We start from the raw sequence: 21,653 nt of genomic DNA, 5'->3' as shown, positions 1-21,653 counted from the left end.
TAGAAAATCAATACCAATAATCAGTAACATTAATCTAAATAATGAATCACTATTGGTATTTCACTTTCAGTTTGGTAATTTAAAATCAATTCGCAGCATAGCATAGACCTATTATGTTAGCGCAGCAACTATCAAAGCGCACAAGATTGTCTATGGATAAAAAAAAGCCATTGATGTTGGCATCAATGGCTTTCATTATTTAGCTAGCATCACCTTTTTGATGGGCAGCAGCGGCAGCTACAAACCCTTCAAATAGCGGGTGGCCATCACGTGGCGTCGAGGTGAACTCTGGATGGAATTGACCCGCAACAAACCAAGGGTGATTTGGCAGCTCGATCATTTCAACTAACTTGCGGTCAGATGAAAGACCACTGAATACTAATCCTGCTTTCTCTAATCGCTCAACGTAGTTGTTGTTCACTTCAAAACGATGACGATGACGTTCAACACACGTATTCGAATTATACGCCGCTGCAGCTTTAGAACCTTCCAGTAAATGACAAAGCTGAGCGCCTAAACGCATCGTGCCACCTAGATCTGACTCTTCATGACGCTTCTCAATATTACCTTCTTCATTGATCCACTCAGTGATCAAACCAATAACTGGGTGGTCAGTTGAAGAATCAAATTCTGTTGAATGCGCATTTTCAAGGTTCGCAACGTTACGAGCAAACTCAATCAATGCCACTTGCATACCTAAACAGATACCGAAATAAGGTACGTTATTTTCACGGGCGTATTTAGCAGCATAAATTTTGCCTTCAACACCACGTTCACCGAACCCACCAGGAACCAAGATACCGTCTAAGCCTTCTAAAACTTCAGCACCTTTTGCTTCAACAGTTTGTGAATCTACGTATGTGATATTAACGGTTAAACGATTTTTCAGACCAGCATGTTTTAATGCTTCATTGACTGACTTGTAAGCATCAGGTAATTCAATGTATTTACCCACCATACCAATAGTGATTTCACCTGTTGGGTTAGCTTCTTGGTAAATTACATTTTCCCACTCAGATAAATCTGCTTCTTTACAATCAATACCAAAGCGCTTGATAACTAATTCATCAAGACCTTGCGAGCGCAGTAACGCTGGGATTTTGTAGATACTGTCAACATCTTTAAGCGAGATAACGGCTTTTTCTTCTACATTACAGAATAGCGAGATCTTTGCTTTTTCATTCACAGGGATCGCACGGTCACCACGACATACAAGTACATCTGGCGCAATACCAATTGAACGCAACTCTTTAACAGAGTGCTGTGTAGGTTTAGTCTTAATCTCACCAGCAGCACCTAAGAAAGGCACTAAGGTTAAATGCATAAATAAAGTGCGATCACGTCCTAGCTCTGCACTTAATTGACGAATAGACTCTAAGAAAGGCAATGATTCAATATCACCCACAGTGCCACCAATCTCTACGATAGCAACATCATGGCCTTCACCACCTTCAAGTACTTTCTCTTTAATCGCATTAGTAATATGCGGTATGACCTGAATGGTTGCGCCTAAATAATCACCACGACGCTCTTTACGTAATACTTGCTCGTAAATACGACCAGTAGTGAAGTTGTTACGACGGTTCATTTTGGTACGAATAAAACGCTCGTAATGACCTAAGTCTAAGTCAGTTTCAGCACCATCTTCAGTCACGAATACTTCACCGTGCTGAGTCGGGCTCATGGTACCTGGATCAACGTTAATGTATGGGTCCAGTTTCATAATGGTTACATTGAGGCCACGCGCCTCTAAAATTGCTGCGAGCGACGCTGCTGCAATGCCTTTACCTAGTGAAGAAACAACGCCACCAGTAACGAAGATATACCTTGTAGTCATGCTGAACCTGAGAATGTGAGTTTGAAAAATACGTGCTTGTAAGAAAGCACTAGGACGGGGCGACATTCTACCAAATTAGCCTGATAACAACAAACAATAAACTCATTAAATTGATATAAAACTTATGCTCACTGTTTTAGCGAGCTAGTTACCCATCTATCCCCGCAACAAAGTGTAATTTAACCAATTGATTCTATTCTTAGTGGTGCGATTAAACACGGCGATAAGTAAGACTCATTGCTTCTGCTGTGAATGCCACACTTTATTTCAAATACTTATGACCAAAATCTATTCCAATATCTTTACCACAAGAACCTTAGTTACAAGTACCTTAGTTACAAGTACCTTAGCGCCTAATTGCTTAACGCCCAGTATTTTAACGACTGATACCTTAATGAATAATGACTGGCGCTACCTTTCAACTTTTGACTTAATTAATGCTAGATAATGGGCTCATCGTCGTTAAGTTCATCGTTGTTTAGCTCAAAATTGTTAAGTTCAATCTCTATAAACAACTTGCTCTTATCAAGCCTGCAATTATTTACTTCGCTCGGTTTGCTTAACGGTATCCCAATATGCGTCTAGCTCTTCGAGTGTGTGCTCACTCATGGGTTTTGTACTTTTTTCAGCTAAACTTTCAACACCTCTAAATCGACGCTCAAATTTTTGATTCGCTTGTCGTAAAGCAGATTCAGGATTAACACCTAGATGCCGCGCCATATTGGCTACAGCAAAAAGTAAATCCCCCATTTCATCAACCACTTTAGCTTGGTAGATTTCTGGCTCAGCTTGTAAATGTTTCGCCTCTTCCATGACTTCGTCTATTTCTTCATGGACTTTAGCGACAACAGGGGCTAAGTCAGGCCAATCAAAGCCGACTTTTGCAACTCGTTTTTGAATTTTAATCGCGCGATTTAACGCTGGAAGTGATACTGGAATATCATCAAGTAGAGAAAACTGCTGTTTTTGTTCACGCTCTGTTTGTTTAATCGCCTCCCAAGACTGTTTGACTTTTTCGGAGTTGTCTATTGCCTTGTCATTGTTAGCTGGCACAGTGTTAGTTGGCGCACTGTTAGTTGAACCTAGCTTTAGAGCGCTTTGTTGATGAAATACATGCGGGTGTCGGCGGGTTAATTTATCGCAAATTTTATCTACTACGGTGGCAAAATCAAATAAGCCCTGCTCTTTTCCTAATTGACAGTAAAACACCACTTGAAATAACAAGTCGCCTAGCTCATCTGGTAATGATGTTAAGTCGGCTTGCTCAATGGCATCAGCGACTTCATAAGCCTCTTCAAGCGTAAACGGCACTATGCTCGCAAATGTCTGTTGTTTATCCCATGGGCATCCCGTTTCAGGATCTCGCAGTTTTTCCATTATGTTTAACAATGGTTGAATAATGTTTTTTGGCTGGCTTACTAACAGGGCATCTAATTCAGCAGAATCTGGAGTTTGTGACATGGTAAATACTCTTTTGCGCGTTTTAAAAATGGGACAAACAGTAAACTAAAGCTATGAAAGAAAAAGGTGGTAAACCAGTTGATTTACCACCTTAATTAAAACGTATCACTTTCAACTAGTCGAATGATTATAACCGTCTTGCTTCAATCACACCCTCTATCTGACCAAGCTTAACTAATATTCTTGATAAGCCATCTAAATTATACAGTTCTAATTCAAGGTCGACTGCAGCAGTTTGATTTTTTTCATCCGATGTTGAGCTCATCGCCATCACATTGGACTTTTCAGCCGCAAGCACCGTTGTGACATCTCTTAACAAGCCACTTCTATCGTGAGCGCTCACTTGGACTTTAATGCGATAACCACCTGAATAGTTCTCGCCCCAAACGACCTCCACGCTGCGCTCAGGGTGAGCACGCATTAACTCTTTAACTTGTGAGCAATCACTACGATGTACTGATACGCCGCGCCCCATGGTGATATAACCAAATATTTCATCTCCAGGAACAGGTTTACAGCAACTTGCAATGTGGCTTAATAAATTGCCTACCCCATTAACTTCGACCTGGCCTTTGCCTTTTCGAGCAGGCTTTGTATGGGAGCGTTTAATGATTTCTTCGACAATTTCTTGTTCTGTACTCGGCTCTTTACGCAAGCTAGTTTCAACAAAGTTGACCACTTGGTTTAAACGTAAATCCCCCCCACCAATCGCCGCTAACATGTCATCCATAGAATTCATGTTAAAACGCTCAACCGCAACTTGAGCATCTTTAAGTTTCAGCGACACTCTTGCTAGTTCAGCCTCTAGTAATTCTTTACCTGCAACCATGTTTTTGTCACGGTCTTGTTGCTTAAACCAGTGCTGAATTTTAGAGCGTGAACGAGATGACTTAATGTAGCCTAAGTTAGGGTTAAGCCAATCGCGTTTTGGGTTAGGGTGTTTTGAGGTGATGATTTCAATTCGTTCACCGGTCTCAACTTGGTATGTAAACGGCACAATACGCCCATCCACTTTAGCGCCAATACATTTGTGACCGACATGGGAGTGAATGTAGTAAGCAAAATCCAGTACCGTGGAACCTAGCGGTAAATCGACTACCTCACCATTGGGGGTAAATACATATGCTCGGTCTTCGAAAACCTGACTGCGCACTTCTTCGACAAGGTTGCCAGTTTCAGCCACATCCTCTTGCCACAATAAAATCTTACGTAGCCAGTTAATTTTTTCTTCATAGCCACTTTGTTTACCACCAGCAGTACCTTCTTTGTACTTCCAGTGAGCTGCCACACCGAGCTCTGCATCTTGATGCATGGTTTCTGTGCGGATTTGTATTTCAACGGTCTTGCCTTCTGGGCCCACAACCACAGTGTGAATAGATTGGTAGCCATTAGGTTTAGGGTTTGCGACATAATCATCGAACTCTCGCGGAATATGGTGCCACAAGGTATGCACAACCCCTAAAGCACCATAACAGTCTTGCAAGCGGTCAGTGACAATTCGCACCGCTCGTACATCAAATAGCTCATCAAAGGTAAGATCTTTACCCTTCATTTTTCGCCAAATACTGTAAATATGCTTTGGACGACCGTAGACTTTAGCGCGAATATTATCTTTATCTAAACGCTCTTGCAGCTGAGTAACAAACTTATCGACAAACACTTCTCTATCGACACGTTTACCGTCTAATTGCTTAGCAATATCTTTATAAACAACTGGGTGCAGGTATCTAAAAGAGATGTCTTCTAGTTCCCATTTGAGTTGGCCGATACCTAACCGGTTGGCAAGAGGGGCATATATATCAGCAACTTCACGCGCAATCAAAACCCGAGTTTCTTCATCGCCATTTTTGACTTCACGAAGTAAACGTAACCGCTCAGCAAGTTTTATTACTACAGCACGAACATCTTCGACCATAGCCAATAGCATTTTACGAATATTATCAATTTGCGGTTCGGCTGCACGAGAATCTTGACTGACTTTTAGTGCACCAATGGCTTCCATGGTGACAACACTCGCCACAAGTTTACTTAAACTTGCACCAAATTTTTCTTCGATATCCTCAATGGATAATATGCCTTCATCATGAACGATAAAAAGCAGTGAGGCCTGCAGGGTTTCGATGTCCATGTTTAAAGGGGCAAGAATCTCGACCATCTCTCGTGCTCGGTCAAGTAATCCACGATGAACATCTGGCGTTGCGGTTGGCAAAGCATCGAGCTGTTGAATAAGTTCCAGCAACATTTGGGCTTCTTCGGCGTTTTCTATATAACGCTTAACCCATTCATCGATATTAAAATCTGATGAATTGAAATGTGCTTCTCGGACTGAGACCATAGTAAACTTCCTTTTCGGTACTTATTTTACCCTTACAATGAAACAAGCAATATCAACAAAACTAACGCAGTGCATTTCGCCCTGCACAGATAAAAATAGTCATCTTGAGGGTTGAGTATTTTATGTCAAATTAATATTACTCAATTTACAAATTCTTACGTAAAATTCAAATTTCAGCTTATTGTTTGGCCAAAAGTGAGTTGTTCTGGGTATTGGCGACACGTAATATCAATAATAAATCATCTAGAATGAATTTAGTGTTACGTGAGCAACATTCCCCAAAAACCTTTAGCCATTAACCAAAAAATGAGCCGACTTGCTTTGGCTGGTTCAACTTAGCGAGTTTCAAATAATGCCATCGCTTCAATATGATGCGTTTGTGGAAACATATCTAACATAGTCAATTTACTTAATTGATAACCTTGCTCAATTAACACTTGACTATCGCGCGCTAAACTCGCTGGGTTACAGGATACATAGACCACTTTTGCAGGTTTCATTTTAGACAACCATTGCAAGCTTTCATATGCACCGGCACGAGCCGGATCGAGAAGTAATTTATCAATTTGTCCTAACCAGCTTGCCTCAGATAAATCAGCACTTAAATCGGCATGGTAAAAATGAATATTGTTTAATTGGTTTTCTTTCGCATTTTGATTGGCTTGAGCCACCATTTCAGGCACGCCTTCAACCCCAACCACATCTGCGGCTTGTAACGCCAATGGCAAACTAAAATTACCTACGCCACAAAACAAATCTAAAATTCGTTCATTTTCTTTAGGTGCTAGCCACTCAATAGCTTGAGCAACCATCTTTTGATTAATATCCGCATTCACTTGCACAAAATTACCAGGACTGAACTGGCACTGAACTTGGCCTTCAGCTAACCGATAAAAAGGTAATCTAATATGATTCTCAGTAATGACATCGGCTGGAGGCTCATCTGCCACAAACAGAGACTGTAATTGACCTTCATTATCTTGAGTTAGCAAATGAATCTTTTGCGCTTTGGCAAACTCGATGAGTAACTGACTATCACTTTCTTTCAAAGCTTTAGTGATGCGTAATACCGCAAACACGCCATTTTCTGCTTCAGTTAACTCCACATGCCCTAACGTTGTCTTAGCATGAAGTTGATTAAGTAATGCGGTAAACGGTGTAATTAAATTTGATAATGACTTCGCTAATACATCACATTGTTTTATTTGCACAATATTATTGCTATTGGCAGCACGGAAGCCTAATTCGAGCATTTTTGATTTCTTATTAAACAGCGTAGCTAGCCTTGCTCTTCGGCGATAATGCCAATCTTCACTGACGACAGGCTCAGTAAGAATACCGTCTTCGACATCTACTGCCAGTTTGCTCATTAAATTAGTTAAGGCAGCTTGTTTATGTTGACGTTGTGCATCTATGCTTAAGTGTTGTAAATCACAACCGCCACACTGTTGATAATGTGGACATTTTGCTTTGGCACGATTTGGTGTTTTTTCGTCTATACCGATTAATTTCGCTTTAGCGTATTTTTTCTTTTGTTCTGTTAGCTGTACCGTCACTTTTTCACCAGGGAGCGCACCAGGTATAAACACGACCTTACCATTATGCTGTGCTATACCAGCGCCAAGGTGATCAAGTTGTGTTACCGTTAAACTCAACTTAGCTGATAACTGCTTCGTTTTGTTCGGTTTTGCTTTAAAAAATTGCGCCATTTTGGCCTCTGGTATGGAATAAAAAACTGGTCAAGAGTGCTCTATTTCTGGCAATCTAGACAACATATTTGATAAAAGTCTTTAGGAATAATTACTTCACGATGAATAATGCTAACAACATGACCAAATACAGCCTCCGTTCGTGGGTGCTTGTACTTGCGTTAGCGCCTACCGTGATGGTGGGTATTCTACTTGGAAGTTACTTCACCATAAACCGTTTTTATGAACTTGAAGAAACCTTAATCGCCCAAGGCCGTAGTATTGTCGAACCATTGGCTATTGCAAGTGAATTTGGTCTTGTCACCGAAGATAGAGAAGCCACTAAACGCTTATTAGCCGCATCGCAATTAAACAACTCCTCTTTGATTCACTCTATCGCCATTTTTGATAGCGACAACCAACTGTTTGTCACCTCGCACTACCATAAAGATTTCGAAAGTATGCGATATCCACTAGCGCTGAGAAATTTAATCGCCAGCCAATATGAAACCATAGACGATACTATGGTCATTCGTGTGCCTATTTTATCCCATACCGGTATTGCGCCCAAAACCAATAACTATATTGCAACAGCCTCTCCTGCTCCGACAGGAACTAGCGTTATCAATAATGCTGAAGGTCAGCAAATACTGGGCTACATTTCAATATTATTAAACAAAGAAAATGCATTATTAGAACAACATCGGGCAGCGATAGCGGCTTTTGTTATTGTATTAATCGGGGTGCAGTTAAATCTATTTTTCACCTTTCGATTAGTAAAGCATGTGAACTACCCAATTACAGAAATGGTTCGGGTCGTCGCAAAAATCCGTGAAGGAAAGCTCGATACTCGCCTTGAGGGACAACTTATCGGTGAGCTAGATTTACTGAAACGTGGCATTAATGCCATGGCAAGCTCCTTGTCTGAATATCACGATGAAATGCAGCAAAATATTGACCAAGCGACTTCTGATCTACGTGAAACCTTAGAGCAAATTGAGATTCAAAACGTTGAGTTGGACTTAGCTAAAAAACGGGCGCTTGAAGCTAGCCGAATAAAATCTGAGTTTTTAGCAAACATGTCTCACGAGTTACGTACTCCGCTTAATGGTGTCATTGGTTTTTCTCGACAACTGATTAAAACGCCCCTGCACTCTAGCCAGCTTGATTACATCAGAACCATTGAAAGAAGTGCCAGTAACTTACTCGGCATCATTAATGACATTCTTGATTTCTCTAAACTCGAAGCGGGTAAAATGGTCCTTGAAAAAATGCCTTTTGCTTTGAGAGAAACCATTGCCGACACCATCAGTATCGTGGCGGGTAGCGCCCATGAAAAAAGCATTGAATTAGTTGTCGATATTGATGACAACGTGCCAGAAAGTGTCAGCGGTGATGCAATGCGCGTAGGTCAAATCATGACGAATTTAATTGGTAATGCGATTAAATTTACTGATGAAGGCAGTGTGATTTTAAAAATGCATTTAGTTGGCCAGCGAGATGAAAACATTACCTTGCGCTGCGAAGTGATTGATACGGGTATCGGTATCGATGAAGGCCAACAAGAATATTTATTCCAAGCTTTCGGGCAAGCTGATTCGTCTATATCTCGACGCTTTGGCGGTACAGGATTAGGCTTAGTGATTACCAAACGTTTAATCAATCAAATGGGCGGGCAAATCGGTTTTACCTCTACGCCTAATAAAGGGTCAACATTCTGGTTTATGCTGCCGCTTGAGCTAAGTCAATTCCATATCGGTGAAGTATTACACTTAGAGTCTTTGCGGGATAAAACACTATTACTGTTTGAATCACGAGAGCTCACTCGTGATACCTTTAATCGCCGCTTTGAAGCTTGGGGAATGCATTTAACGTCTGTGGGACAACTACCACATTTAGAAACCACATTGTCTTCGAGTAAAGTGCACTACGATTATATTCTTTTAGGCTGCCATGGCTTTAAAGATAATGAGCAGTTACTCAGCTTCTTAAAACTTGCTCGTGAAAAGACAGCTTGCTTGGTGTTATTGCATGACGGTATCGAGCAACAAGAAATCTTAAACCAAGGATTAAGACCTAATACAGACATACTGATGAGTATGCCGGTCAGTGACTATGATTTAGCGAATCAGTTGATACATCCACCAACGCAAACAGCGTTATTAACTGAAACATTGCCTGAAACAGTTTATGAACGTAAAAACCTTAATGTTCTGGCCGTAGATGACAACTTAGCGAACCTTAAGTTAATTGATACCTTACTAAAAGAACTCGTGGTAAATGTGGTATCGGTGAATAACGGTGATGATGCGATTAAGTATGCTAAACAACAAGTATTCGATGTCATCTTTATGGACATTCAAATGCCTGGCACTGATGGCATCACGGCTACCAAGTTGATTCGTCAAGAGTCACAAAACCGCAATACGCCAATCATTGCCGTCACTGCCCACGCAATTGCAGAAGAGCGAGAATTAATTTTAGGTAGCGGCATGGACGGTTATCTGCCTAAGCCGATTGATGAGGCAGCCCTTAAAGGAGTTATTGATCGCTGGATCAATAAACCTAAGTTTACCCATTTTGATATGCACACTTTAAATTGGGAATTATGCCTTGCTCAAACGAATCAAAAACCTGATTTAGCCCTCGAAATGCTGCAGATGTTAGTTGATTCATTGCCTGATAACGTTGTTAACATTGAAACAGCCCTTAAAACCGTCAATAGCGAACTCATGTTACAGACCGTGCATAAACTTCATGGGGCAAGTTGTTACTGTGGTGTACCTAACACTCAGAAGCTTTGCCAAGAAATTGAGTCTGCGCTAAAGCACAAAACCAGCATTGAAGATCTTGAACCAGAAATACTTGAGTTACTTGATGAGTTAACTAAGGTAGAATCAGCAGCAAATCAAGTGATATCACAGTTATCAGCGGATGTACCCAATGAGTCATAAACCCGGTTTTTTTAAACGTTTAAAAGCGTTGTCTTTACCTCAAAAGCAATTATTTGCTACCGCACTTTGCCAACGCATGTTGCCAAATTATCAGTTATTTTCTGAAGTTTGCGAATTTGGCGAGCCAAAAACACTCAGCACTGTCTTAGAGCTATTGTGGCAATCTCAATACGATAAAAAACTTAAATTTAACTATGACATTCATTTACAACGCTTAGAAGACAACACCCCTGAGCCAAGTAACTTTGAAGCATACGGAGTTTACCCAGCAATGGATGCAGCTGTCGCGTTAACCACCTTACTTGGCGGTATTCAGGGTAAAATTGAAGAAGACATTACCAACATCAGTAAATTATCTTCAAGTACAGTAGCCAACTACATTGAAGCTATCAGTGTTGATGAACTTCAAGATGAATTAAACGAAGAAGTCGTAGAAAAGTTTGTTTTCGCACATCCTGTGATGCAGGAAGAAAAAGAACTACAAGGGATGCTACTGGATATTATTGAAGCTAACCCTAAATTATCAGCTGAATTCGTTAAAGAGTTACGTAAAGAAATAGTCGACGCTGGTGTTTCTAATATTGGGATCAGTGTTCAGTAACTGAGTTTTTTGTTAGGAATATTTATTGGCAAGATTTATGGGCATTCAGCCTATAGATAAACTTTGAGCTCACTCGTTCGTGCGCTCAGAGTTGCACTTGCATCATTAACTTATTCGCCAACCCAATGACTGTCAAATCAACAATGTCATTGACTTCCAATAGACACACATAAGGAGAAGATGATGGCCAACATTTTAACTCCCCTTATTGCTGTCTTTGGCATCATGTTGCTAGGCTTTATTGTCCAAAAACTAAAAGTGCTTCCTCATGATACCGACTTTACATTAAACGAATACGTCTATTACGTGGCGTTCCCCGCTATTTTATTCATTGCGTTAGCCGAAACCGATATACATGAGATCATGCAATGGGGCTTTATTGCGGCCTTTGGTATTGCAATGGTTATGACCTATTTCATTACGGTGCTCATTTCATCTATCGCAGATAAAAAACAACCGGCACTAGCCGCTATCAGAGGGTTAAATACCAGCTTTGGTAATACCGCATTTATTGGTATTCCACTAATGATGATGCTTTATCCAGATAACAATCACGCAATCACAGCTGCTGCTATTGCGAGTTTGTTATCTGTCATTATGTTTGCCTTTGCAATGGTCAATATGGAACTTGCCATCAATAAAAAGCAAAAACGACACCCTGTGCTTATTATGTTGAATGCGTTAATTAGTAATCCCATTGTTATTGGTTGCACTTTAGGAGTCATGGCATCAGCTTTGTATATCCCAATTCCTGATAGCATCAGCATGATGATGAGGTTAATTGGCAATACCTCAAGCCCATGTGCGCTGTTTGCGATTGGTATGGTTCTCGCTAAAGCAATGCATGGAGGTACAGAGCCTGAAACACCACCTCACCATCTTACAATCGAAATGGGCATATTAAATATACTTAAACTCGTGATTCAGCCATTGATTGCTTATGGTTTACTACGCTATTTTAATGTCGATAACGAGTTACTTATCATGGGGGTCATCTTAGCTGCATTACCAACTGCAGCAAGTGTTTACTTACTCGCACAGCGTTATCAAACCTATGGGTTATCGAGCGCTAAATGCATCTTGATTAGTACCCTTGCCACCTTTATTAGCCTTCCCCTGATTGAACAATTACTTGAACAGCTCAACTAAATACTAAACTTCTTGCTGCTAAAAACTTCCGCATAAATACAACTCAAAAAAATTAGCAACCAGCACTTTACTGTATATAAAAACAGTGTAGACTGTTCATAAATACAGTGGTTTGGTGTTTCTTTACACAGGGATTGATTATGCTTTGCCAATTAAGCATTAATAATTTTGCGATTGTACGTTTTCTTGAACTTGACTTTAAAGCCGGAATGACCAGCATCACAGGTGAAACTGGTGCCGGTAAATCTATCGCTATCGATGCGCTAGGCCTATGCTTAGGCAATAGAGCCGATGCCAATACCGTTCGCCCAGGGGCAAACAAAGCTGAAGTTTCTGCACGGTTTTCGCTTGAAGATGTGCCGTATGCTAAACGCTGGCTTGAAGATAATGATCTTGATGTCGATGAAGAATGTATTTTACGTCGAACGATTAGCGCCGACGGTCGCTCTAGAGCCTACATTAATGGTAACCCTGTCCCACTCACTCAACTTAAAGCACTAGGACAATTATTTGTCGGAATTCATGGGCAGCACGCTCACCATGCCATGCTTAAAAGTGAGCATCAACTTACCTTACTCGATAGCTATGCCAACCACAGTATCCTTATCGACAATGTCAGTAAAAGCTATCAACGCTGTAAGCTAATTGAAAATGAATTAAAACAATTACAGTTAAACCAACAAGAGCGTATTGCCCGCAAACAACTTCTACAATACCAAGTCGAAGAACTGGACGAATTTGCTTTAAAGGCAGGTGAATTTGAGCAAATAGAGCAAGAACACAAACGCTTGGCTAACGGCAGTGATTTAATTGAAAATTGTCAATTAACGCTTCAATTGCTTAGCGAGGACGATGAGCACAATATTGAGTCCTCATTAAATCGGGTGATAGGTTTTGCCGATCAATTACAATCATTTGATCCAGCATTGCAAAGTGTTGCAAACATGCTCAATGAAGCCTTAATTCAGGTACAAGAAAGTACCAGTGAAGTTCAAGACTATTTAAGCAAAATAGAGCTAGATCCCGAACATTTTGCATTTTTGGAACAACGAATTTCCAAGGCCATGCAACTGGCGAGAAAGCATCATGTTCAAACAGAACATTTAGCTGAACACCATCAAGCATTAGCCATAGAATTAAAAGAGCTAAATAACGATGCAACCCGACTAGATGAGATTCAACAGCAAGTTGACGACAGTAAACAAGCTTATATTAAAAGCGCTCAAAAACTCAGCCAAAGCCGACTTCGCTATGCAAAAGAGCTTAATAAACTTGTCACTCGTTCGATTCACGAATTGAATATGCCTAAGGGTAAGTTTTCTATAGAAGTCAATTTTAACCCAGACATTCAATCTGTTACTGGTAGCGATCAAATTGAATTTCAAGTGACCACTAACCCAGGGCAACCCCTTCAACCGATTGCAAAAGTCGCTTCTGGTGGTGAGTTATCACGTATTGGTTTAGGTATTCAAGTTATTACTGCGAAAAAAGTTGCCACCCCGACACTCATATTTGATGAAGTCGATGTCGGTATTTCTGGGCCAACTGCGGCTGTTGTAGGACGTATGCTGCGCAGTTTAGGGGAATCTACTCAAGTTATCTGTGTGACCCATTTACCTCAAGTTGCAGGTAATGGTCACCAACATATGCTGGTGAACAAGTTTAGTAAAAGTGGTGGCACTGAAACACAAATGAAACCCCTTGATAAAGAGCAAAGGATCAGTGAATTAGCTAGGTTATTAGCTGGTGATGTTATTACAGAAAACACACTTGCTAACGCTCGAGAGCTACTTCAATAGCTAAGATAGTAAAGTGCGCACTAATCACTAAAAAGCCCACCAATTGGTGGGCTTTTTAGTGATTATCAATCAAGACTTATACGAAGTAATAGATAAGCTGCAGACAGGTTAATGCAAAAAAGCCTGCTAAAACATCGTCAATCATAATACCAAAGCCGCCATGAACTTTGGCATCTAGCCAACGAATAGGCCAAGGTTTCAAAATATCAAAAAAACGGAATAGTGCAAAACCAATGACCAACCATATTAAGCCCGCAGGGGCAGCTATCATGGTAATCATTAAGCCGGCAACCTCATCCCAGACAATGGCGCCATGATCATGGACTCCCATGTCTTTGGCTGCTTTATCACATATATAAAAGCCAATAAACGTACTTAACACAGTGATAATAATAAATGCGGTTAAGCTAAGGTGCCCCATTAAGTAAACTAATGGCACTGCTGCTAATGTACCGAAAGTGCCGGGGGCTTTAGCTGCTAACCCACTGCCAAACCCAAGTGCTAGGAAATGCACTGGATTTTTAAGTGATAATTTTTTTACCGCTGGATCGTTTGATAATAGATTCATTAAAAGTGCTCAAAACTTTTTAGGTCTAGCTCAAATGGTTCGCCATTGGATACCAACCTTAATTTATCACCCGCGCATATTTGTCCAATTTTGACAAATTTAACACCTGCGTGAATTAAGGCTGTATCTAAAGCGCCCCGCTGTGCTTCAGGTACAGTGAAAAGAAGCTCGTAATCTTCGCCCCCAGTCAAAGCATAATTGATTGCTTGCTCTGGCCCCACTGAGCCAACCAATGAAGTCGATAACGGTAATTCATTGACATCAATGACGGCTCCAACGTTTGAAGCTTTTAATATATGAGCAATATCGGAGTTAAGGCCATCAGATAAATCAATTGCACTGGTTGCTAATGAACGCAGAGCTTGTCCAGCCAAGATCCTTGGCGTTGGATGATAATGGCGATTAATCAAAAACTCTTTAAACTGAGGGTCAACATCTTGCTTACCTAGCAAAATATCCAAGCCTAATGCGGAATCACCTAAGGTACCAGTGACATAAATCCAGTCACCGATTTTTGCACCACCACGAGTTAAGGCTTTACCGGTAGGAACTTGACCATGAATCGTGATATTGATACTGCGTGGGCCACGAGTAGTATCACCACCAATCAAGCTCACACTGTAGTATTCCGCAGCTTCAAACAGCCCTTCACTAAACTGCTGTAACCAGTCGTTATCAACATCAGGCAAGGTTAACGCCAGGGTCATCCAAGCGGGATCAGCTCCCATTGCAGCTAAATCAGATAAGTTTACAGCCACTGATTTATAGCCTAACTCATGCGCAGGCATTGAAGGTAGGAAGTGAATATTTTCGACGAGGGTGTCACAAGAAATTGCAATAGATTTGTTTTCAGCTGGTTGTACTAATGCACAGTCATCACCAATGCCGAGATGAACATCACGACGTTTCTGACCTTTATCACGGAAAAATTGTTCAATAAGTTGGAATTCTTTCACGATAAAATTGGTACGGTTGCCCGCCCACCTACTGTTATAGAAATCGGTAAGCCATACAAAAACGGTATCCGAAGATACCGTTTTATTTATTACTTACGAGTAACAAGCTTATCTAGCATACCATTGACAAACTTATGACTGTCATCGGCACCAAAGGCTTTCGCTAATTCGATACCTTCGTTGATAGCCACTTTAAATGGCACATCTTTACGATAAGTGAGTTCATACGCAGCTAAGCGCACAATGGCTTTCTCAACTGGCGATACGTCTTCAATATCACGATCTAAATGTGGCTTTAAAAGCGCATCAAGTTGAGTCGCTTTTGTTGCTACACCTGATAGCAACTCACGAAAATAAGCTACATCAACACCGTTAATGTTTTGCTCAGTTAAAAATTCGTGTTCAACGTCAGCAACGTTATTTTGGCTTAACTGCCACGAATAGATAGCTTGAACAGCTAAACGGCGTGCCTTACGGCGCTCTGAAGGCTTCATTACTTTTCCTACTACTATACCAACTGTTGTTCTAATTCTTGCAGAACATTAACCATTTCAAGTAGGCCAAGGGCAGCTTCAGTACCTTTGTTACCTGCTTTAGTACCAGAGCGCTCAATAGCTTGCTCAATAGTATCTGTGGTTAACACGCCAAATGAAACAGGAATATCAAACTCTAAAGCAACTTGAGCTAGACCCTTGTTACACTCGCCTGCAACTAAATCAAAATGCGGAGTACCACCACGAATCACAGCACCAAGTGCAATGATACCGTCAAATTTCCCACAAGCAGCAACACGTCGTGCAGCCAGCGGTAATTCAACAGCGCCAGGAACACGAACAACAGTAATGTTGTCATCTTCAACCTGACCAAAACGTTTTAGTGTATCTATTGCGCCATCAAGCAGACTCTCAACTAAGAAACTATTGAAACGCGATACAACGATCGCCACTTTGGCATTTTTTGCTTCGATATTACCTTGAACTACGTTCATTATCTTACCTAAATTAGCTAAAGCACCCAGCTCTGGGCAAAAGTGGCGGTATAATACCACAGCAAAATGCCCTGAGTCCTGTGCAATTAATGATAAATGTTAACTTCACTAAATTAGTGAATTATTCTGCAATGTAATCAGTCACTTCTAAACCGAAGCCCGATAACGAATGATAATGTTTCGGCGAACTCAATAGCCTCATCGTGCTGACACCAAGACTTGAGAGTATTTGCGAACCGATGCCCACTTTACGTGAGGTGCCGACCCATTTCGCCGCTGTTGGTGCTTGACCTTTGTCTTCTGCTTCAAACGCTTTTACTTTGGCTAGCATCTCACTTGAATGCTCTTCATGGCCTAATAACACTAAAACACCACCTTCATTAGCGATGCGTTCCATCGCTTTTTCTAGTGGCCAGCTACGTTTTTGATCTCGCTCAGAGTGAAGTAAATCGTTAAATGTATTTTGCAAGTGCACACGGACTAAACAATCAGCTTTCACTTCACCTTTTACCAATGCATAGTGCAATTGATTATCGATGGTGTCTCTAAATGTCACCATAGTAAACTCACCAAAGCGTGTGGGTAGTTTACATTCTGCTTCACGCACAACAGTGGTTTCTTTGGTATTACGGTACTCAATTAAATCAGCAATTGTCCCCATTTTAATACCGTGTTTTTCACTAAACACTTCTAAATCAGGACAGCGTGCCATCGTGCCGTCATCATTTAAAATCTCAACGATCACACCTGAAGGCTCCAAACCTGCTAATCGAGCTAAATCGCAACCAGCTTCAGTGTGTCCAGCACGCGTTAATACGCCGCCATCTTGTGCCATTAATGGGAAAATATGCCCAGGCTGAACTAAGTCAGCGGCTTTAGCATCTTTTGCAACAGCCGCCTGAACTGTAACAGCACGATCATGAGCTGAAATACCTGTTGTTACACCTGTTGCAGCTTCAATTGATACAGTAAAGTTTGTCGAAAACTGTGCATTATTATTAGTTACCATTAAAGGTAAATTTAACTGCATACAGCGCTCTTTGGTCATCGTTTGGCAAATCAATCCACGACCATAGGTCGCCATAAAGTTAATTGCCTCAGGCGTCACCTTTTCGGCCGCCATGATAAGATCGCCTTCATTCTCTCTATCTTCATCGTCCATCAAGATAACCATTTTACCCTGACGAATATCTTCGATGATCTCTTCTATACTGTGTAGTGCCATGTTAAGACCTTTATGTTTAGTTTTCTATATCAGCAACATAGGCTAAATATATTCGGGTATTCTATTTTCTATCGCATAAATCCGGCGTTGGCTAGCATTTCCATAGTGATGCCGCCTTCGGATTTTGTGGCTTTTTCAGCGTTCATCAAGCGCTCTAAATAACGTGCAATTAAATCCACTTCGATGTTGACCATACTGCCGGCTTGCAAAGCCAACAAGGTCGTTTCTTCGGCTGTATGTGGCACAATCGTTAACCTAAAACGATGCCCATCAATTTCGTTAACTGTTAAGCTAACTCCGTCAATGGTTATTGAGCCTTTATGAGCGATATATCGAGATAAGTCTTCTGGTGCGAGTAACCAGAACTCGATGGCTTTTCCGCGCACATTTCGTTGCTCAACCCTTGCAATGCCATCAACATGCCCGCTTACCATATGGCCGCCTAAACGCGTCGTTGGCATCACCGCTTTTTCAAGGTTAACCTTTTGTCCGACTTTATAATCAGCAAAACCAGTTAGTGCGACAGTTTCAGCTGAAATATCTGCAACATAACCATCAGGTAAACATTGTACAACCGTTAAACACACACCATTGGTTGCAATACTATCTCCTAGTTTGACATCAGATAAATCCAAACTACCACTAGCAACATTTAAACGAATATCATCGCCTTTGCGATCAATTTTTCTTAATGTGCCTAGGGCTTCAATAATGCCGGTAAACATAAATACTCACTTGTTATCTTATTCAATATTATTTAACAGTGTTCGTTGCCTAATACCGTTTAAATAATGGCAAAAAATCTTGTTGCTTATAGAGCAAATATCATTCTTAGATCTGCACCGACTCGACGCGTATCGTTAAGTTGTATTTTAGGGATATCTGACATGGCTTGGTAATCATCAAGCTGGACTAAATTACGACCTTGGCTACCCAGTAACTTCATCGCTTGATATAAATACAATTCATCACCTAAGCCTTGTTTGATGACACTACCCGCTAATGTTGCTCCAGCCTCTACGAGAACCGTATTGCATTGCTTACCTAAATAAGTAAATAACGCATGTAAATCAACGCGTCCATCATCATTTGCACCAATAGTGATACAACTAACATGATTGTTAAATCTTTCTCTCACTTCTGCGGGGTATTCCACACATGAAACCAACAGTATAGGAGACGCTATTTCAAACAGTGCAAAGTCATTTGTTAGCCTAGCTTTACTATCTAGAATAACCCTTAATGGTTGTTTAATTTCATTTGCTGCTAAATGCTCTTTTACACTGCCTAATTCTTCATAACGGACATTCATCGAAGGATTGTCAGCAAGTACCGTTTCTACACCAGTAATAATGGCGCATTGTCGAGCACGTAACTTTTGCACATCCGCTCGAGCTTCAGGTCCTGTAATCCATTTAGACACCCCATTAGACAATGCCGTTTTGCCATCAATACTGGCAGCAAGCTTAATGGTAACAAGTGGCAAGCCAGTGAGCATTCGCTTAGTAAACCCAAGATTAAGTTGTTTGGCTTGCTCGGTTAATAATCCCACTTCAACCTCAATTCCCGCTTCTTGTAGCATCCGAATACCATTACCTGCCACTTGCGGGTTGGCATCAACCTCAGCAATAACAACCCTTTTTATCCCCGCACTTATTAACGCTAATGCGCAAGGAGGGGTTCGGCCATAATGACTGCATGGTTCAAGGGTGACATAGGCAGTGGCTTGGCTTAATTTATCTTGCTGCTGAGTGGTTTGTACTGCATTTAAAGCGTGAATTTCAGCGTGCGGACCACCCGCTTTAATATGATAACCTTGACCAATAATCTGCTCGCCAACGGCAATCACACAGCCTACATTTGGATTAGGCCGAGTTGTATAACGTCCTTTTTCTGCTAATGAAATTGCCAGACTCATCATTGAAATATCAAGGATAGACCACTGAGACATAAAAACCTTCTTGATTGCACCAAAACGATAAAAAGCAATATTTTGCTAGCGGCAAGTAATGATAAAGCGGTTACTTTTGTAACTTAGCGATTGCTTCACCAAATTGAGACACATCTTCAAATGCACGGTAAACAGAAGCAAAGCGAATATAGGCAACCTTATCAAGCACCATTAACTGCTCCATCATTAAGTTACCGATCATAGCAGAGTCAATTTCTCGTTCGCCTGTCGCACGAAGCGTGGATTTTATTTTTGTTAACGCTTGCTCAATTTGATCCATAGAAACAGGGCGTTTTTCAACTGCTCTGAGCATACCGCCACGAAGTTTCTCTTCATCAAATGGCTGACGAGTACCATCTTGTTTGATCACTCTAGGCATCACCAGCTCAGCACCTTCAAAGGTCGTAAAGCGTTCATGGCACTCTGTACATTCCCGGCGACGACGTACTTGGTGGCCATCAGCCACAAGTCGAGAGTCAATCACTTTAGTATCTGTCGCGCTACAAAATGGGCAATGCATATTCGCTCCTGAAATTAAAAAGAAAATGGCTGTAAGTACTCGGTACTTACAGCCATTAAAGTTTATCCTATTTACTTTATAAGGTTAACCTTATCGATAAGATTATCCTGCCAAGATAAATTGAATAAAGCCAGTCTTACTCAATCACGTTCCTGTTACAGAACACTTGAAAGGTATTAACCGTAAACAGGGAACTTAGCACATAATTCAAGCACTTGATTCTTCACACGCTCAATCGTGGCTTCATTATTAATATCGTCAAGTACATCACACATCCAGTTGGTTAACTCAACTGATTCAGTTTCAGTAAAACCACGGCGTGTAATTGCAGGAGAACCAATACGTAAACCTGAAGTCACAAACGGTGAACGTGGATCATTTGGCACCGAGTTTTTGTTCACTGTGATGTTAGCTTTGCCTAAGGCAGCATCAGCATCTTTACCAGTCATATCTTTGCTGATTAAATCAAGCAGGAATAAGTGGTTATCAGTGCCGCCAGATACCACATCATAGCCACGTTCGATAAAGGTTTTAGCCATCACTTTAGCGTTGGCAACAACTTGCTCTTGGTAAGTCGTAAACTCTGGATCTAATGCTTCTTTAAATGCAACGGCTTTAGCTGCAATAACGTGCATTAATGGACCACCTTGGCCGCCAGGGAATACTGCTGAATTTAGTTTTTTATAGATATCTTCATCGTTTGATGCAGATAAAATTAATCCACCACGAGGACCGGCAAGTGTTTTGTGTGTCGTCGTTGTCACTACGTGTGCATGTGGTAACGGGTTCGGATAGATACCAGCAGCAACAAGACCTGCAACGTGGGCCATATCAACAAATAAGTAAGCACCTACTTTGTCAGCGATTTCGCGGAATTTACCCCAATCGATAATGCCAGAGTATGCAGAGAAACCAGCAATAATCATTTTAGGCTTATGTTCAACAGCTAAACGCTCAACTTCTGCATAATCGATTTTGCCAGTCGTTTCATCGATACCGTACTGAACCGCATTGTATAATTTGCCTGAAAAGCTCACATGAGACCCGTGAGTCAAGTGACCACCGTGTGCCAGGCTCATACCTAAAACGGTGTCACCACCTTGTAAAAGCGCCATGAAAACAGCTGAGTTTGCCTGAGAACCAGAATGCGGCTGAACGTTAGCGTATGTTGCGCCGAACAACTCTTTAGCACGTGAAATAGCTAATTCTTCAGCAATATCAACATGCTCACAACCACCATAGTAACGCTTACCAGGGTAACCTTCTGCGTACTTATTGGTTAACTGAGAACCTTGTGCTTCAAGAACACGTGGGCTGGTATAGTTTTCTGATGCGATTAATTCAATGTGCTCTTCTTGGCGACGAGTCTCATCTTCAATGGCTTGAAACAGTTGTGGATCGTAATCCGCGATATTCATAGCTTTCTTTAGCATTGGTGTCTCCAACAGCAGTTCTTATATATAGGGTTGCGCGGTATTCTACTCTGCTCTGCGTCACAATCCCAGCATTTAGAACATGAATTTCATTGGAAATTATCTTTAATTTGATTAATCCAAAATTTGAGTTAAACAAAAAATAAAGTAGAATTATCATCATCATTGGTCACTAAAGAACCTTAAAA

The 21,653-nt window shown here is 41.1% G+C and carries 17 protein-coding genes; 4 read left to right on the top strand and 13 right to left on the bottom strand.

The features are described 5' to 3' along the window. Positions 1-199: 199 nt before the first annotated feature. The 4 genes from AN944_RS06385 to rlmD form a co-directional block, all read right to left on the bottom strand. A complete protein-coding gene (locus tag AN944_RS06385) occupies positions 200-1,837 on the bottom strand; it encodes a CTP synthase (protein ID WP_055023767.1) in 1,638 nt (545 codons plus the stop codon). A 537-nt stretch (positions 1,838-2,374) separates the two neighbouring features. Next, positions 2,375-3,214: a nucleoside triphosphate pyrophosphohydrolase gene (mazG, locus tag AN944_RS06380; protein ID WP_235530862.1), complete on the bottom strand. Its 840-nt coding sequence runs from the start codon at positions 3,212-3,214 to the stop codon at positions 2,375-2,377. Between the two features lie 211 nt (positions 3,215-3,425). After that, positions 3,426-5,633: a GTP diphosphokinase gene (relA, locus tag AN944_RS06375; RefSeq protein ID WP_055023765.1), complete on the bottom strand. Its 2,208-nt coding sequence runs from the start codon at positions 5,631-5,633 to the stop codon at positions 3,426-3,428. A 335-nt stretch (positions 5,634-5,968) separates the two neighbouring features. Beyond that, on the bottom strand, positions 5,969-7,342 hold the full coding sequence (gene rlmD / locus AN944_RS06370; protein WP_055023764.1) for a 23S rRNA (uracil(1939)-C(5))-methyltransferase RlmD: 1,374 nt from the start codon (positions 7,340-7,342) through the stop codon (positions 5,969-5,971). Between the two features lie 101 nt (positions 7,343-7,443). Here rlmD and barA point away from each other — a divergent pair, with 101 nt between their 5' ends. The 4 genes from barA (at position 7,444) to recN (ending at position 13,824) form a co-directional block, all read left to right on the top strand. Continuing rightward, positions 7,444-10,275 carry a two-component sensor histidine kinase BarA gene (barA, locus tag AN944_RS06365; protein ID WP_055023763.1) on the top strand — a complete coding sequence of 944 codons (2,832 nt, stop codon included), beginning with the start codon at positions 7,444-7,446 and terminating at the stop codon, positions 10,273-10,275. Beyond that, positions 10,265-10,876, top strand: coding sequence for a YjaG family protein (locus AN944_RS06360; RefSeq protein ID WP_055023762.1), 612 nt, complete (start codon positions 10,265-10,267; stop codon positions 10,874-10,876). The genes barA and AN944_RS06360 overlap by 11 nt, the downstream gene beginning before the upstream one ends. Before the next feature lie 183 nt (positions 10,877-11,059). Continuing rightward, positions 11,060-12,025 carry an AEC family transporter gene (locus AN944_RS06355; protein ID WP_055023761.1) on the top strand — a complete coding sequence of 322 codons (966 nt, stop codon included), beginning with the start codon at positions 11,060-11,062 and terminating at the stop codon, positions 12,023-12,025. Between the two features lie 140 nt (positions 12,026-12,165). Next, positions 12,166-13,824, top strand: a complete 1,659-nt coding sequence (gene recN / locus AN944_RS06350) for a DNA repair protein RecN (protein ID WP_055023760.1) — start codon at positions 12,166-12,168, stop codon at positions 13,822-13,824. A 76-nt stretch (positions 13,825-13,900) separates the two neighbouring features. Here recN and AN944_RS06345 read toward each other — a convergent pair whose 3' ends face one another. From AN944_RS06345 to glyA, 9 genes are all read right to left on the bottom strand, one after another. Next, positions 13,901-14,392 carry a phosphatidylglycerophosphatase A gene (locus tag AN944_RS06345; RefSeq protein WP_055023759.1) on the bottom strand — a complete coding sequence of 164 codons (492 nt, stop codon included), beginning with the start codon at positions 14,390-14,392 and terminating at the stop codon, positions 13,901-13,903. Continuing rightward, positions 14,392-15,348, bottom strand: a complete 957-nt coding sequence (gene thiL, locus AN944_RS06340) for a thiamine-phosphate kinase (RefSeq protein ID WP_055023758.1) — start codon at positions 15,346-15,348, stop codon at positions 14,392-14,394. Before thiL ends, AN944_RS06345 begins: the two co-directional genes overlap by 1 nt. 89 nt (positions 15,349-15,437) lie before the next feature. Further along, the gene (gene nusB / locus AN944_RS06335) at positions 15,438-15,842 is read right to left on the bottom strand and encodes a transcription antitermination factor NusB (protein ID WP_055023757.1); all 405 of its coding nucleotides are present in this window, start codon (positions 15,840-15,842) and stop codon (positions 15,438-15,440) included. A gap of 14 nt (positions 15,843-15,856) precedes the next feature. Beyond that, positions 15,857-16,336, bottom strand: coding sequence for a 6,7-dimethyl-8-ribityllumazine synthase (gene ribE, locus AN944_RS06330; protein WP_055023789.1), 480 nt, complete (start codon positions 16,334-16,336; stop codon positions 15,857-15,859). A gap of 121 nt (positions 16,337-16,457) precedes the next feature. Next, entirely contained in the window at positions 16,458-17,561 is a 1,104-nt protein-coding gene (gene ribBA / locus AN944_RS06325) for a bifunctional 3,4-dihydroxy-2-butanone-4-phosphate synthase/GTP cyclohydrolase II (RefSeq protein WP_055023756.1), read from the bottom strand. A 68-nt stretch (positions 17,562-17,629) separates the two neighbouring features. Beyond that, complete coding sequence (locus AN944_RS06320; RefSeq protein WP_055023755.1) at positions 17,630-18,286, bottom strand: riboflavin synthase; 657 nt, start codon at positions 18,284-18,286, stop codon at positions 17,630-17,632. Between the two features lie 86 nt (positions 18,287-18,372). Beyond that, positions 18,373-19,512 carry a bifunctional diaminohydroxyphosphoribosylaminopyrimidine deaminase/5-amino-6-(5-phosphoribosylamino)uracil reductase RibD gene (gene ribD, locus AN944_RS06315; RefSeq protein WP_055023754.1) on the bottom strand — a complete coding sequence of 380 codons (1,140 nt, stop codon included), beginning with the start codon at positions 19,510-19,512 and terminating at the stop codon, positions 18,373-18,375. A gap of 70 nt (positions 19,513-19,582) precedes the next feature. Beyond that, positions 19,583-20,032, bottom strand: a complete 450-nt coding sequence (gene nrdR / locus AN944_RS06310; protein WP_055023753.1) for a transcriptional regulator NrdR — start codon at positions 20,030-20,032, stop codon at positions 19,583-19,585. 176 nt (positions 20,033-20,208) lie between these two features. Continuing rightward, a complete protein-coding gene (gene glyA / locus AN944_RS06305) occupies positions 20,209-21,465 on the bottom strand; it encodes a serine hydroxymethyltransferase (RefSeq protein ID WP_055023752.1) in 1,257 nt (418 codons plus the stop codon). Positions 21,466-21,653: the final 188 nt, after the last annotated feature.

Origin of the sequence: Shewanella sp. P1-14-1 (genome assembly GCF_001401775.1) — a bacterium.
Taxonomy (GTDB): Bacteria; Pseudomonadota; Gammaproteobacteria; order Enterobacterales; family Shewanellaceae; genus Shewanella; species Shewanella japonica.
The sequence above is the reverse complement of the archived record's forward strand: the minus strand, read 5'-3'. Positions and strand labels throughout refer to the sequence as shown.

What these genes read in the sequence shown, in the direction of transcription:
- AN944_RS06385 (WP_055023767.1), bottom strand. Translation starts at nt 1,837, where the DNA reads ATGACTACAAGGTATATCTTCGTTACTGGTGGCGTTGTTTCTTCACTA.
- mazG (WP_235530862.1), bottom strand. Translation starts at nt 3,214, where the DNA reads ATGGAAAAACTGCGAGATCCTGAAACGGGATGCCCATGGGATAAACAA.
- relA (WP_055023765.1), bottom strand. Translation starts at nt 5,633, where the DNA reads ATGGTCTCAGTCCGAGAAGCACATTTCAATTCATCAGATTTTAATATC.
- rlmD (WP_055023764.1), bottom strand. Translation starts at nt 7,342, where the DNA reads ATGGCGCAATTTTTTAAAGCAAAACCGAACAAAACGAAGCAGTTATCA.
- barA (WP_055023763.1), top strand. Translation starts at nt 7,444, where the DNA reads ATGAATAATGCTAACAACATGACCAAATACAGCCTCCGTTCGTGGGTG.
- AN944_RS06360 (WP_055023762.1), top strand. Translation starts at nt 10,265, where the DNA reads ATGAGTCATAAACCCGGTTTTTTTAAACGTTTAAAAGCGTTGTCTTTA.
- AN944_RS06355 (WP_055023761.1), top strand. Translation starts at nt 11,060, where the DNA reads ATGGCCAACATTTTAACTCCCCTTATTGCTGTCTTTGGCATCATGTTG.
- recN (WP_055023760.1), top strand. Translation starts at nt 12,166, where the DNA reads ATGCTTTGCCAATTAAGCATTAATAATTTTGCGATTGTACGTTTTCTT.
- AN944_RS06345 (WP_055023759.1), bottom strand. Translation starts at nt 14,392, where the DNA reads ATGAATCTATTATCAAACGATCCAGCGGTAAAAAAATTATCACTTAAA.
- nusB (WP_055023757.1), bottom strand. Translation starts at nt 15,842, where the DNA reads ATGAAGCCTTCAGAGCGCCGTAAGGCACGCCGTTTAGCTGTTCAAGCT.
- ribE (WP_055023789.1), bottom strand. Translation starts at nt 16,336, where the DNA reads ATGAACGTAGTTCAAGGTAATATCGAAGCAAAAAATGCCAAAGTGGCG.
- ribBA (WP_055023756.1), bottom strand. Translation starts at nt 17,561, where the DNA reads ATGGCACTACACAGTATAGAAGAGATCATCGAAGATATTCGTCAGGGT.
- AN944_RS06320 (WP_055023755.1), bottom strand. Translation starts at nt 18,286, where the DNA reads ATGTTTACCGGCATTATTGAAGCCCTAGGCACATTAAGAAAAATTGAT.
- ribD (WP_055023754.1), bottom strand. Translation starts at nt 19,512, where the DNA reads ATGTCTCAGTGGTCTATCCTTGATATTTCAATGATGAGTCTGGCAATT.
- nrdR (WP_055023753.1), bottom strand. Translation starts at nt 20,032, where the DNA reads ATGCATTGCCCATTTTGTAGCGCGACAGATACTAAAGTGATTGACTCT.
- glyA (WP_055023752.1), bottom strand. Translation starts at nt 21,465, where the DNA reads ATGCTAAAGAAAGCTATGAATATCGCGGATTACGATCCACAACTGTTT.